Genomic DNA, 14464 nt, shown 5'->3' on the forward strand with positions numbered 1-14464 from the left:
ACAACTTGGCAAACATTAAATCAGCTATCAAACGCGCTGAATTGAACGTGAAACATAACGAAAAAAACTCAGCTCAAAAGTCAGCTATGCGTACTGCAATCAAAGCATTTGAAGCAAACCCATCTGAAGAACTTTTCCGTGCTGCTAGCTCAGCTATCGATAAAGCAGAAACAAAAGGTTTGATCCACAAAAACAAAGCAAGCCGCGATAAAGCACGCCTTTCAGCTAAACTTGCTAAATAATGCATACAAAGGGAGCTCTCAGGAGCTTTTTTTGTTTCTAACATAAAGGAGATAGGGATGAAAATAGCAATTATTGGTTATTCCGGTTCTGGCAAATCTACTTTAGCAGCACAACTGTCCCACCACTACTCCATTCCCAAACTTCATATGGATAGATTGCAGTTCCAACCTGGCTGGAAGGATAGTGACCGTGATTGGATGAGTGAACAGATGGATAATTTTTTATCAAAAAATACCGACTGGGCCATTGATGGCAACTACTCTTGGTGTTTTTATGAACGGCGGATGGCAGAAGCCGACCAAATTATCTTTCTGAACTTCTCTCGCTGGAACTGCCTCTATCGAACTTTTAAACGCTATCTAAAATACCGCAATCGGACCAGAGAAAGCATGGCTCCAGGCTGTCCAGAGAAGTTTGACTGGGAATTTATCAGCTGGGTTCTCTGGAAAGGCCGACGTCATACAGCACTGGCAAGATATAATAGAATACGACAAACCTTTCCTCAGAAATTCTACGAATTAAGGAACCAAAAAGAACTGAACAGCTTCTTACAGAACCTAAAAACAAGCGAGCCCTAATGACTCACTTGTTTTATTTGATTTTCTTTTTCTGTGGGAAAAGAGGCAGGCCTAAAGAAGCTATTTTTTCAGCTGGAACCTTCATGCCATCCTTAATCCACTTGGAAAGAACGGAAACAACTGCCGAACTCCAGAAGGAATTCATGTAAGAGTTAGTCGTTTTCTTAGCATTGCGATTGCGCTTTTCCAAAAAGTCAAACACAGCCTGAGTCAGCAACTTTTCAAAATTATAGTCAATAGCTAGGCTTATAACCCGAGCCTCTTTCTTCGCTTCCTTAAAAAGGAAGAGCCAAATTTGATACATCTCCGTTTTGAAGTTAAACTCTTCCAATTTATCCGTAATACCTTGAACAGTGTTTTTAAAAATCTCTTCTAGAATCTGCTCTTTAGAGCTATAATTACGGTAAAAGGCAGCGCGGGAAACCCCTGCTCGCTCAACCAGTTCTGAAATCGTGATCTTTTTGAGTTCTTTCTTCTCCAGCAGCTGCATGAGAGAAATTTCCAGAGACTCTCTCGTGATTTGATTGGATTCCTGATTGTATTTCTTTAAATTTGCGAGTGATTTTTCCGATATTTTCTTTTCCGACATAACAATTTCTTCCCTCTTGTCTCAGCTGACAGTTTCCGCTTTCTAGTAAGCATCCTTCATGTTATAATTTTAAAAAAAGACAGGTTTTTTGTCAATTTTTTTATTGTACATACTTGACAAAAAAGGAGAAAAATATGACTTGGAAAATTATAGCTGACTCTGGCTGTGACTTTCGTGAAATGGCAAACTTGGCCAAGGACACCCAGTTTGAAAGTGTTCCCTTGACCATTCAAGTGGAAAATGAGATTTTTGTAGATGACAAGCAGCTTGATATCGATCTTATGATGGAGAAAATGTATGCTTCTTCTGCTGCTTCTAAGTCTGCCTGCCCTAGTCCAGATGACTATCTCAAAAGCTTTGAGGGAGCCGACAAGATCTTTGTGGTGACTATCACTGGAACTCTATCTGGCAGCAATAATAGTGCACAGGTTGCTAAAAAAATCTTTTTGGAAGAACATCCTGACGCACAGATTCATGTCATTGATAGTCTTTCTGCTGGCGGCGAGGTGGACTTACTTGTGACTAAACTCAATGAACTCATTCAGCAAGATCTCAGCTTTGATGAAGTCGTTCAAGTCATTAGTCGCTATCAAGAGAAAACCAAGCTTCTCTTCGTTCTGGCAAAGGTAGATAACTTGGTCAAAAACGGCCGGCTTAGCAAACTTCTGGGAACCGTTGTCGGCTTGCTAAATATCCGCATGGTCGGTGAAGCTAGCCAGACTGGCACGCTAGAGCTTCTGCAAAAGGCACGCGGTCCGAAAAAGGCTCTTGCTTCTGCAATCGAAGAGCTACTTAAAGCTGGTTACAAGGGTGGCCGACTCATCATCGCTCACCGCAATAACGAGAAGTTCTGCCAGCAATTTAGCCAACTGGTACAAGAAAAGTATCCACAAGCTCAAATCGAAATGGTGCCGACTTCAGGACTCTGCAGCTTCTACGCTGAGGAAGGCGGAATCTTAATGGGCTACGAAATTTAATACAGTATCTAAAAAAGTAAAGGATTAGGCTCAAATAATTAACCTAATCCTTTACTTTTTCGATTTAATTCGCTATAATTGAAACAAGTAAAGGAGTTGATATTATGGCCAGAGGAAGAGGCGCCGCAAGCCCCCAAGACAAGGAAGCAAGTCTTCTCATTTCTAAAAAGCTCAAAGAACTTCTCAAGGAAACAGGTAAAAAACAAGTCGAACTATCTCGTGAAACAGGCATTCCTGCTAGTACACTAACTGGCTATATCAAAGGGACATCTCTGCCTATCGCAGCCAATTTAGAAAAGATTGCAAGATTTTTTGAGGTAGAGGTTGAAGAAATCGATCCTCGTTACCGACTAATCGCTGACATCCCTCAGCAATTTCCCGAATTAAATCGTATTTATCAACAACTTGACCAAGACAGACAGGAGAAAGGATTAAAGCTACTGGAAGCTAGCCTGAGTGAGCAAGAAACAAAAGCCAGCTTAAAGGACGACTACTTCCCCTACTTGGTCTATGAGAATTACTATCTCTCTCAGCATAAGCCTGAACAAGCAGATTTGGTCTGGCTGGACAGAGAAATTGACTACGATATTGCCCTTTGGGTACGAACTGACTCGTTAGAGCCCAAGTATCCGAGAGATTCCGTAGCTCTAATCAAGCAGACTCATTTCGAGCTTGCCGGCGCTATCTATGCTATCGATTATGACGGCCAAACCATTATTAAAAGGGTTTTCAATGATCCAACAGGAATTCGCTTAATTTCCCTTAATAAAAAATACAGCGATAAGTTTATCCCGCATGAGGAAGAGCCTAAACTCATCGGCCGAGTCATGGCGACTTTCATGCCACTGGATATAGAAAAAATAAAGAAAAACAAATAACAGCTCTGTGCATTTGCAGAGCTGTTATTTTTATGATTATCAGTCAAAAAATCAGAAAGTCTTTCGACTTCCTGATGCTTATTTAATAAAATACTGCTAACTCTTCATTCAGCTTTTTCATGTAGTGTTTGTGGACTATGTAAGACAACACAGCTAAGCCTACTAGAACTAGAGCTACTATCATATAAATTACTAGAGGCGCAAGAACATTGGATATAAAGAAGAGAAGAGTAATGACAATCATCATTCCTAAAATCAGAGCGATAGCTAGGAGAGTTTTCACCATACTATTATCTCGGCTCATCAATTCTGTGACATTGGACCAATTGGTCACGAGATGCTTATAGTCTCGGTAGTAACCCCAAGAACTCCACATTAAGCTGATTAAAGCCCAAACAATCACCATGCCCAAGAAAGTCACTGGATGCATACCAGAAACAAGGCTGGTTATCAAAAGCAAGGTCAGAGGCAGGATAGACTGGACGGCAAAGAGCTGCCAAAACTTCAGACGAATATATTGCTTCAAATCAAAGGGGAGAACCTTGAGATAATCAAAATTTTCCCTTTCCAGAGAAATCCCAATAGCTGTAAGGTTGCTACCGCCTGAGTTTAGTGTTGCAATCAAAAGAGCCAGGGCCATCATTGGCAAGAGGAAGCGCGGTCCCAGATAAGGAGTCAAAGACAGACCGCCTTGTATCATACCCATTCCCATACTGAAAATGACAATGTACGGGATAAAGGCCGACATAAAGATAGCTTGCATAATGACAGAACCCTCGCTCAAGAGCCTGATATTGTAGCGCCAGACAAACTTTTTGAGATTTTTTGCTTCCGCAATATTGATGTCATGCACGCGCTCCCGCTTTCCTACTGAAGAGCCCGTCATGAGAGCTGCCTCATAAAATTCTGGAATCACCTTGGTCTTTACGATGAAAAATAGAAGAGCCGCAACTGCCACCCATCCCAAAAATCCCAGCAAGGAAGCTGTATGAAAAGGATGAAGAATAAAGTCATAAAAAGCTTGAACTGGAGGGAAGAAAGCTTTAACCTCTGTACGATTTATGACGCTTCTGTTGTTCATTTGATTAATCATAAAATAGAGGAAAAAGGATCCGACGGAAACAAGAGCCAGAATGACATTGGACAGGATGGTCTTGTACTTTCTGAAAAATGCTGTCTTGGTAATAAAGTGGACGGCAATCAAAATCAGAAAAGTGATGACCGAACTTAAAATCAGAATAGCAAGCAGAGCCAAGGGCAGCCCTAAAAAGGGATTCCCACCTTGAAAAGCCAAAACCAAGAAATAACTGAACATAGGCAAAATGGCAATTAGCAAGGTCAGAATAACCGAAATGCTTTTGCCGACAATGATTTCTACTTCGCTAAAAGCATAGGGACGATAAGACTGCAAGTCCTTGCTTTCATAAAAGACATTGTAAAAAACCAGAAAGCCCTGAGACATAGAAAAGAGAGCAAAAGCGGAAACCAAATTGGCAAAGAGACCAGGATTGCCAACCAGTTGGTTCAGGGAGCCCATCAAACCGAAAAGAAAGAGATAGACCAGTCCTAAGATCAGATACATGCGGATAGCCTTCAGCGATACATTTACCTTGCGCTCAGGATTCTTAGCTTGCATCTTGCGGTACTGCTGCAGCTGAGACGGCTGAATGGCGTAGAGGATGTTGATATCAACGAGTTTTTTTATAGCTTTAATGCGCATCAGGACTCACCTCTTCTCTACGGCCTGCCAGACCAAGATAAATGGTTTCAAGAGACTGTTCTGGATGTTGGCCTTTTAGTTCTTCAATCGTTCCGTAGAAAATCAATTTCCCTTTTTTGAGAATAGCCACCTTATCACAGAGCTGCTCTGCCACTTCCAAGACGTGGGTTGAAAAGAGAACCGTATTTCCTTTATCTGCATGCTGGCGCATCATCTGCTTGAGGTCAAAAGCTGCCTGCGGATCAAGACCAGTCAGCGGCTCATCCAGCACCCAAATATCTGGATCAGATAAAAGCGCCGCTATGACGAAGACTTTTTGCCTCATACCATGTGAGAATGAATCAATAACTTCATACCGATGGGAACCAAAGTCAAAAATATGTAGCAGATTTCCCAACCGCTCTTCTACTTCTGCATTTGTCATATCGTAAGAAGTCGCTACAAGTTCCCAGAACTCATTGGCAGTTAGGCGCAAAAATAGATCTGGTGAGTCAGCTACATAGCCGATTTTTTTCTTGACTTCCAAGCGATTAGCTGATAATTCTTTCCCATCTACAAAAATCTGTCCACTACTAGGATTGATGACGCTGACCAATGATTTAATAGTAGTAGATTTTCCGGCGCCATTGTGACCAATCAGACCGACGATTTCTCCGCTTTGCAAGGTCAGATTCAGCTGATTGAGAGCTACCGTTCCTTCATAAACTTTAGTGACATCTTTAAATTCAATCATAAGAGAGCTCCTTTACCGATTTCTATACAGATTAGTATACTCTTTTTGCGGCTTTTTGTCTCGTCTCTGCCTAACGATTGCTACAAGATAAAGCTAAAAGCAGCTGAACTTCATCTAACTATGAAATTCTAGCTGCTTTTTTAAACAGAACCACTAACGTTGTGAGTATTTCTTTGCTAAACTAGATAAGCCTAGTGTGCTGACCAGTAGAGCCAGGCCAAGATGCAGGATTCCCTTATCTGAATTGCTGCCAGTTTCAGGTAAGGCAGCTGGAGCTTGCTGCTTGCTTATCTTCTGAACTTTTCCTACTGCCTGATCATAATGTTCTGCATAGTGAACCACCAACTGAACTGACGGAACTTCTCTGCCTTCCTCGCCACCTAAGATATACTCAGGAACTTCTAAAATTGCTGGCGCTACTAATTTTGCACCAATAATCTCTGGTAGAGCTGCATAAGCTGTATCAAGAGCATTCGGTATATAGTTTGCCTTTTGCAGGCGACTAGCTTCCAAAGTAGGTATTAGGGCACTGATGGAGTCCGTCTTGAAAGTCACTTCATATTGACGATCAATTTTGAGGTCGCTTGGGTCGTATGTGTTGAAAACCAGAGCCAGCTTATGGCCTTTTTTCACCGTATAGAGATTAGGCTGCAAATAGACTGTATAGTCGTGGAATTGACCAATTTGAGGATCAATACTATTTTGCGAGCTGGATGGTGTGTAGCCCGATTCTGGATTAGTCAGATTGACCCAACCTTTGGCAATGACTTTGTATTTGGTTTTGACAGTCGCAAAATTTTTGATATCCATATTGCTGAGATTGCTGCCCATCCAGAAGCCGTCTTTCTGAGTTTCATCACTGGCTGCGCCGTTTCCAACCACATCAAATTCTTGGTCTGATACATCTACTAGGAGAGCATTGACCTGCAGATTACTGCCACCCCCCTTGGCAAGAGCCGCCTTGAAATGGACTGGGATATGTCCTTTAATGGTCAAATCTTCTTTGACATCTGTCATAAAGGTCAAATTAGCTTTAGAAGAAGCTTTGCTAACCGCTTCATCACGCTTGCTGGTATCAATTCCCGCTCCTGCGTAGTCACTGGAAATCGTTTCTTCCAAGCGCTTGGACTGAGCTGTCAGAATCAAGCGATTACTGCTTTTCCAGTTATCATAACTGGTCCATTTATTTGGATCATAGTTATTTTGCGCCAAAACAGCAGGAAGTTTACTAACATTATTATCTACATCATAGAGGTAATGAGAGAACCAAGTATTGAGCAGGTCATAAAAATCTTGCTTCTTAGCTGTAATACCAAAACCCCTAGATACGGCAGCTGGATTGATATGATTCCCTTGGTGAAGGTAAAGTTTCACATCTTGACCAGCTTTTTTTAGCGCATCATACATGAGCTCAAAGTGTTTGGTTTTGACATTGTCGTCATTTAAACCATGCACGAGCAGGGCACTTGTCTTTATCTTTTCTGGATGCAGTGTATAATCCCGCTCCTGCCATACCGGACTATAGTTGCGGCCGTGGGCATTCTGATCCTTATTTAATTGATTGATGTAGTCAGCATACTTGTTTTTGATAGCGTCCCAGTCATTTCTATCCAGCAACCGTGTAGCGACATAGAGAGAAAGCCAAGATAAATCACTGTAAGGCGGATTGGTATAAGCCGACCCTTGACTGTTGAAATAATCATACCAACTGGCAATTCCAGCAGCTGGAACGATGGTTTTCAAGCCTTCAACACCAGTCGTTGCCACACCGAAAGTTGTCGTACCAGCCCAAGACAGACCAGTCATACCGACCTTTCCATTAGCCCAGTCGGCCTTGATTTCGATATTATTAGTCCTGTCTGTGTAGGCCGTTCGTTTACCATTGACCCATTCGACAATATTTTTAAATGCTTCAATTTCTAAATCAGAGCCAGTTGTATTAAAACCTTCAGAACCTTTGGTTCCTAGACCGGCGCTAGAAACAAATGCATAGCCTCGGACGAGGAAATAATCATACCAGTTCAAGTTTTCATAGTCATAAATCCCCTCATAAGGACTGTAGTAATACCAATCCGATGACATTGCTCTTTTTGCTGCATCAATACTGCTCATACTAGAAACTGGCTGGCGCTTAGATGGCTGATTGCGGAGACTCTTCATGTCATAAGAACCGTTTGTCGGCAGATTGAGACTTTCCAGCGTCACATGGTCTTCATCTAAGGTTCCAGCGACATAAGGCCGGGCTTCCAAGATTGTCGCAGCCTTATAATCACCCTTAGCTGCTGCTTTAGGAAGCTGCACAATAGCCTTGACCAAATCTCGCTTACCGTCACCATCCGTATCGTGGTCAGTCTCTACATAGACTGGGAAACGAACAATCTCACTGCCTTCATAAGTATACTCCTCATATCTGTCTTCACCACTACTATAGGGAAAAATTGGCTGTGAACGACCATTCAAAAAGAGAGGCTCTTTCTTTTCAGAGCGATAAGCATCATGCAGTCGCTTGGCAACCGAATACATAGATTGCAGATTAGCACCCTGGACACTGGCTGTCAAATCAGCCTCTTTTTCAATCATCCCCAAGCTCTTTGCTAGATTTGCTCTATCCTCGGCACTGCTACCCAACTGAGAATCACTGACTGCTGCCCACTTGAGCAATTCATCTACAGCCTCTTGCAAGGTTATTTCCTTATCAGCGAGGGAAGGGTTTGAAAGGCCGCCGGTATAGGCAGACAAATCTTGTCCTTTCACAGCAGTTGGCACGGCAGATGGACCCGAGTTGACATCTTTAGCCAGAACCAGAAGCTCCTTCTCCTCTGATGGACTGAGGCTTGGTGCCGTTTCCTCAGCCGCAAGTGGTGCCTTTTCTTGCTTTTCCGAAACCGGTTCTTCTGAAGAACTCTGACTTGCAGTTTCTACTGCCGTTGATTGTTGATCCTGAGAGCCAGTTTCAAAAGCCTTTGCAACTGTTTCTGTCTTGAGATTGTCCGTGCGCTCGCTACTAGCTTGAGTCGCCTCATCCGCCTGAACAGCTTGCGCCAATACCAAAGGTGCAAGCAACAAAGTCGGTAGGAGTAATGTAACTAGTCTTTTCTTTCTCATAAAGACACCTTTCCTTAGATAAAATCTTTTATAATAAGCCCATTATACTATGTAAGCGCTTTTATTTCAATCTATTCTATCTTTTATCTATGGAAATGTCAAAATATCTATAGAAGCAGAAAGACGCAAACGATTGCACCTTTCTGCTTCTTTTGGTACAATAAAGCCAATCAGTGAGAATGAAGAGGAAAATTTATATGGAAAACCAAACCTTAATGCAGTATTTTGAATGGTATCTGCCAGATGACGGTCAGCATTGGAATCGCTTGGCAGAAGACGCACCTAAATTGGCAGCGAAAGGAATTCGCAAGGTCTGGATGCCGCCGGCTTTCAAGGGAACGGGCTCTAATGACGTCGGCTATGGTGTTTATGACCTCTTTGATTTGGGAGAGTTCGACCAAAAAGGGACTGTACGCACCAAGTATGGATTGAAGGAAGAATACCTCCGAGCAATTGAGGTGCTTGGACAGAACGGCATCGAAGCTATTGCAGATGTGGTCCTCAATCACAAGGCCGCAGCTGACTATAAAGAGCGCTTTACCGTTGTTGAAGTTGATCCTAACGACCGCACAAATGTCTTGTCAGAACCTTTCGAGATTAAAGGCTGGACTAAGTTTGTCTTCCCAGGCCGCAAAAAAGCCTACAATGACTTTGAATGGCACTGGTACCACTTCACCGGCACTGACTATGATGCCAAAAACAACAAGTCAGGCATTTTTCTCATCCAAGGGGACAATAAAGGTTGGGCAGATGATGAGCTAGTGGACAACGAGAATGGTAACTACGACTATCTGATGTATGCGGATATTGATTTCAAGCACCCCGAAGTCATCCAAAATCTCTACGACTGGGCTCATTGGTTTATTGAAAGCACTGGTGTACATGGCTTTCGCTTAGATGCTGTTAAGCACATCGATTCCTTCTTTATGAAGAATTTCATCCGTGATATTACTGAAAAATACGGCGATGATTTCTATGTCTTTGGGGAATTTTGGAATAGCGATGAGAAGGCCAATAACGATTATCTAGAAAATATTAACTACCGCTTTGACCTAGTCGATGTTAAACTTCATCATAATTTATTTGATGCCAGCAAATCTGGAGCAGACTATGACCTACGAACTATTTTTGACCAAACACTAGCAAAGAATCATCCTGAATCAGCTGTAACCTTTGTGGACAACCACGATACTCAGAGAGGGCAGGCTTTGGAGTCTACCGTTGAAGAATGGTTCAAGCCTGCTGCCTATGCTCTTATACTTCTAAGAGAAGCCGGATTGCCCTGCGTCTTTTATGGAGACTACTATGGCATTAGCGGAGAATTTGCACAAGAGAGCTTTCAAGAGATACTGGATAAACTCCTAGACATCCGCCTCAATCTAGCCTATGGCGAGCAGACCGACTACTTCGACGAAGCCAACTGTATCGGCTGGACCCGCCAAGGTATGGACGATGGTCAGCCAATCGCTGTCCTTATCAGTAATGACCAAGCAACCAGCAAATCTATGTTTGTCGGTCTAGAATGGGCTGGCAGAGAATTCAGCGACTATCTAGTTAACAGCTCTCAAATCGTAACAATTGACGACCAAGGCTGGGGAGAATTTCCTGTGGAGGAAAAATCAGTTAGTGTCTGGAGTGCTAGGTAATCAATTTACTTACATATAGAAAACTAAAAACCGATTCGCAGTGCACTACGAATCGGTTTTTAAGTTTCTAGCTTTTGAGATAGTTGTGGAAGAGCTCCTATTTTCTATAGAACTGACGTTACATAGAAATCCCAGCCAATAAGATAGCATGAAGTTCACTTACTCAACTAAGCCACTCCTTAGATAAGCATCCACCATGCGCTCTGTCGCGACAACTGAATCAATATGGGTTCGCTCATAAGAGTGGCTGGATTCGATACCAGCTCCTAGCAGGGCATGCTTGACTTCTGCTCCTGCGCTCATAGCTGCGGAGGCGTCCGAACCGTAAAAGGGATAGATGTCCAGTTTGTAAGGAATGTCCTGCTCCTTAGCCAACTTGACCAAGTGCTGACGGAAGCCATAGTGATAAGGGCCTGAAGCATCCTTGACACAGATGGAAACCGTATACTCATCCGTCTGCTGATCGTCACCCATAGCACCCATATCAACCGCTAGATACTCCACCGCTTGCGCCGGCAGGCTAGAATTAGCCCCATGACCAACCTCTTCAAAGACACTGAAAGCAAAATGAGTCGTCACCGGCAATTGAATATTTTCCTCTTTATAAACGCACAAAAGATTGAGTAAAATAGCTGCGCTGACCTTGTCATCCAGAAAGCGAGACTTGATAAAGCCTGACTCGGTAACTGTGGTACGAGGGTCAAAGGAAATAAAATCCCCTACTTCGATTCCTAAATCCCGCGTTTCTTTCTCACTCGTCACCTTTTCATCCAAACGGACTTCCATATTGTCCTGAGTTCGCTCAACCGTCCCAGCATCCTTATAGACATGGCAGGAAGTCTGGTGAACTAAGATAGTTCCATTGACGGTCTTGCCACTGCTGGCCACATGGACTAGACAGTTTTCGCCTTCAATCATGTTCCAAGGGAAACCACCAATCCGATCCAGTTTAAGACGACCGTCAGACTTAATAGCCCGAACAATAGCCCCCAGAGTATCCACATGGGCAGTCACTACCCGATGCTGGGCGTCATTTTCCCCCTTAACTACAACATGAACGCCGCCTTTATTGGTCCGAACAGGCTCATAGCCCAATCCTTCCAGCGTGTGTACCAAATAGTCTGCCACCTCAGCCGTAAAGCCTGTTGGGGAAGGGATAGCCGTTAATTCTTGTAAATATTGAACAGTTTGATTCATGAATGTCTCCTCATCGTTTTTCTTTATTATAGCATAAAGAAAGCCTGAGCAAATAGATTTTCAGCAGGCTTTTAATGATTTTGAGAAATTATGAAACCTCAATTACTATCGCCGTACTGCTTCTCCTTCTGAACTTCAATCTTTTTCAACTCCCAAAAGAAGAGATTGCCCAGAAAACCTAAAAGCAAAAACATCTATTTAAATGACTGCTCATTTTAGAGTTTATAAATTTAACCGTCAGTACATTATCAAGGATAGATGATGCCAAAGACAAGAAAAAATCATCTCAGCTAGCTGAGATGATTCGTTTGGCTAATATTAATTAGCTTTTTTGAAACGATAGACAAGAGCTGATAAAAGAATCAGAGCAAATCCTGCTGCTATCGCAAAGATAGATGTTTCGCTGCCAGTTTTCGGCAAAACTTTTTTGCCAGTTGCTGATCCAGTAGCATCTTTTCCATCTTTATCTGTCGAATTACCTGGGGTTCCATCAGTCGAACCGCCTGGTTTATCACCAGATGATGACGGTGGTGGTGTCGAACCTGAAGAAGGTGGCGGTGTACCTGGTCCTTGTGGACGTCTAGCTTCAAATGTCCATGTGCCTGTAAATTTGACATCTGCGCCTGCAATAGTTTTACTATCTGCGTCATATTTGAGGAATTTCCAAGTACCATCACTTGCTTCAACAGTTTTCTTAGCTGGCTGAACCGCTTGAACGGCAGCACCGTCTGCATATTCAGTGGCATCATTTGGTAACAATGCTGTGACTTCTGCTGGCAAGCTACGGTTCGGATCTGCGCTTACAAATTCATAAGTTGCCTTATATTTTGGTGCTGGAGTGAAATTCCATTTACCAGTAAATTTAAGATCCTTATCCGCAACAGTTTGTGCATTCGTTTCCGCATAGCCTTCGAAAGTCCATGTGCCTTCAGTAACTGTAACACTTGTTTTAGCAGGTTGCTTAGCGTCTACATTAGTACCACTAGTGTAGCGATTAGCATCTGCTGGAAGCAAATCAGTTACTTCTTTTGGCAGATTTGGATAGGCTGCATTGCTGCTGAGAAACTCATAGCTAACACCATAGTCTTTATAAGTGTTTGTGAATACTGGATTATTACCTTCGACGGTAGCTTCCAACTTGCCCTTGCTTGCAGTCACTGTGACAGTCACTGTATGCTCTGCGCTATCGTAAGTCACTCCAGCTTCATTTCCAGCTACTTCCGTCAGCTTGTAAGTATAAGTGCCTTCTTTATCATAGTTGATTCCAAGGAACTTGATATCACCATTGGCATCGTTAGCTGCTTGAAGCTCCAAGTTATTTCCGCCAACCTCAGTCAGTTTGAAAGTATACTTTTCAGCTTCAAGTGCTTTACCATCCAGAACTTTCTTAGCGGTAATCGCTGCAGTTGCTGGCTCTAACTTGTAGGTATTCGTGAAAGCCTCACGGTCATAATTAACCGCTGCTGTCTTAACGCCGTTGTTGTCTGTTACAGTAACAGTAACATTGATGTCTGAATTGGCATCGTTTGTCACACCTGGCAGATTGCTTGCACGTTCACGAATGACATAGTTAAAGGTTCCTTCTTTTTTGAAACGAAGTTTCTTGAAGGTTACAGCACCAGCTTTATTGGTTACCGTTTGAACAACTTTATCGTTGTCATCCTTATTGATCAAATCAAAAGTAAATTCACCATCCTCCAAATTACGGCCAGTCAATTCCTTTTTGACTTTGAAGATAACTTCATCCGAACGGGTACCTTCCCCGACACCATCAAGAGTTGTCAAAGGCGCAAATGGACGTGATACTAATTCTGGCATCTTTTGCCCATTAGCCGTAACAGTTACATCGTTAAAGGCTTTTTTGGTTACCTTATCTACTGGCTCAGTCAAACGGGTCCGGTAGATAACATAAATACCTCTTCCACTCAAATCCCCAGCATTAACTGTGAAATGATTGGAGTCTGTAATTGAAACGACATCGCTCGGGTTAAAGGATTTACGTGTACCAGAAGCACCTTCCCACTCAGTAAAGTAGTAACCTGTAATCCCTGTATCTTCATCCAATTCTTGGTCTTCTGGAATAGCATCCTCAATGACAACTTGACCAAGATTTTGGACATCGCGATTGACACGGATACGCCAGTTGACGTAGTTTGGATCCTTAGAATCCTGAACACCCCACTTGGAATAACCCTGAGGCTCCTCATCAACCTTGATGCGCTTCAGCCTATAGGTTCTAGCACCTGGGAAATTAACTTCTTGCTCTTGGTCATAAGGCATATTATCAGCCCAAACCACTGTGAAAGAAGCTTGAATAAGCTTGGTATCTGGCATTTTCGCAAAATACTCAGCATTTGTGACAGTAATGGTTGCTGTATTTGTAACAGGATCTGTCACCAACTTAGCAACAACAGTGCCATCCGGTGCGCTTATGTTTTCCTCCAAAGTTCGCTCAATTTTGAACTGTGATGGAACACGATAAACCATGGTATCACCATTATTTAATACTTTGCTATCTGCAAATGTATAGGTCGGTGCAATGTAAAATTTACCTTCACCGTAGCCAGTATCCTTTAAAGGATTAGTATTAATAGTGACGTTTGTAGTTAGTTGATAGTCGCCATCACCTAACTCTGCAGCAGAAACCCTAGGACTTGAGCTTAACAAGGGAATAAAGGTTGATACCAAAAGCAGCAAAGTCATCAGAGCATGAGACACTTTATGATAAGTTTGTTTCACCTTGAATGCGGTCCTCCTTCTTTTTATATTTTATTTTCGACAAATGCTGGCAGGCACAC

The 14464-nt window shown here is 42.7% G+C and carries 11 protein-coding genes; 5 read left to right on the top strand and 6 right to left on the bottom strand.

Annotation, left to right across the window (positions count from 1 at the left end; genetic code table 11):
* The first annotated feature begins 5 nt into the window (after positions 1-5).
* Positions 6-242, top strand: coding sequence for a 30S ribosomal protein S20 (gene rpsT / locus ELZ47_RS06690; RefSeq protein ID WP_002895661.1), 237 nt, complete (start codon positions 6-8; stop codon positions 240-242).
* A gap of 57 nt (positions 243-299) precedes the next feature.
* Entirely contained in the window at positions 300-821 is a 522-nt protein-coding gene (locus ELZ47_RS06695; RefSeq protein WP_126435625.1) for a DNA topology modulation protein, read from the top strand.
* A 13-nt stretch (positions 822-834) separates the two neighbouring features.
* On the opposite strand, the gene ELZ47_RS06700 is transcribed toward ELZ47_RS06695, so the two are convergent.
* Positions 835-1410: a TetR/AcrR family transcriptional regulator gene (locus ELZ47_RS06700; protein WP_002895666.1), complete on the bottom strand. Its 576-nt coding sequence runs from the start codon at positions 1408-1410 to the stop codon at positions 835-837.
* 134 nt (positions 1411-1544) lie between these two features.
* Here ELZ47_RS06700 and ELZ47_RS06705 point away from each other — a divergent pair, with 134 nt between their 5' ends.
* Positions 1545-2387, top strand: coding sequence for a DegV family protein (locus ELZ47_RS06705; protein WP_126435626.1), 843 nt, complete (start codon positions 1545-1547; stop codon positions 2385-2387).
* 104 nt (positions 2388-2491) lie between these two features.
* On the top strand, positions 2492-3265 hold the full coding sequence (locus ELZ47_RS06710) for an XRE family transcriptional regulator (RefSeq protein ID WP_126435627.1): 774 nt from the start codon (positions 2492-2494) through the stop codon (positions 3263-3265).
* 82 nt (positions 3266-3347) lie between these two features.
* Here ELZ47_RS06710 and ELZ47_RS06715 read toward each other — a convergent pair whose 3' ends face one another.
* The 3 genes from ELZ47_RS06715 to ELZ47_RS06725 form a co-directional block, all read right to left on the bottom strand.
* Entirely contained in the window at positions 3348-4985 is a 1638-nt protein-coding gene (locus ELZ47_RS06715) for a hypothetical protein (RefSeq protein WP_126435628.1), read from the bottom strand.
* Entirely contained in the window at positions 4975-5718 is a 744-nt protein-coding gene (locus tag ELZ47_RS06720) for an ABC transporter ATP-binding protein (RefSeq protein WP_011836877.1), read from the bottom strand. The genes ELZ47_RS06715 and ELZ47_RS06720 overlap by 11 nt, the downstream gene beginning before the upstream one ends.
* Before the next feature lie 153 nt (positions 5719-5871).
* The gene (locus ELZ47_RS06725; protein WP_126435629.1) at positions 5872-8823 is read right to left on the bottom strand and encodes a CocE/NonD family hydrolase; all 2952 of its coding nucleotides are present in this window, start codon (positions 8821-8823) and stop codon (positions 5872-5874) included.
* 179 nt (positions 8824-9002) lie between these two features.
* On the opposite strand from ELZ47_RS06725, the gene ELZ47_RS06730 reads away from it, so the two are divergent.
* The gene (locus ELZ47_RS06730) at positions 9003-10469 is read left to right on the top strand and encodes an alpha-amylase (protein WP_126435630.1); all 1467 of its coding nucleotides are present in this window, start codon (positions 9003-9005) and stop codon (positions 10467-10469) included.
* Between the two features lie 159 nt (positions 10470-10628).
* Here ELZ47_RS06730 and ELZ47_RS06735 read toward each other — a convergent pair whose 3' ends face one another.
* Entirely contained in the window at positions 10629-11666 is a 1038-nt protein-coding gene (locus ELZ47_RS06735) for a M42 family metallopeptidase (RefSeq protein ID WP_126435631.1), read from the bottom strand.
* A gap of 318 nt (positions 11667-11984) precedes the next feature.
* Positions 11985-14405: an SHIRT domain-containing protein gene (locus tag ELZ47_RS06745; protein ID WP_126435632.1), complete on the bottom strand. Its 2421-nt coding sequence runs from the start codon at positions 14403-14405 to the stop codon at positions 11985-11987.
* Positions 14406-14464: the final 59 nt, after the last annotated feature.

The sequence above is a fragment of the Streptococcus sanguinis genome (assembly GCF_900635155.1).
Lineage (GTDB): Bacteria > Bacillota > Bacilli > Lactobacillales > Streptococcaceae > Streptococcus > Streptococcus sanguinis_G.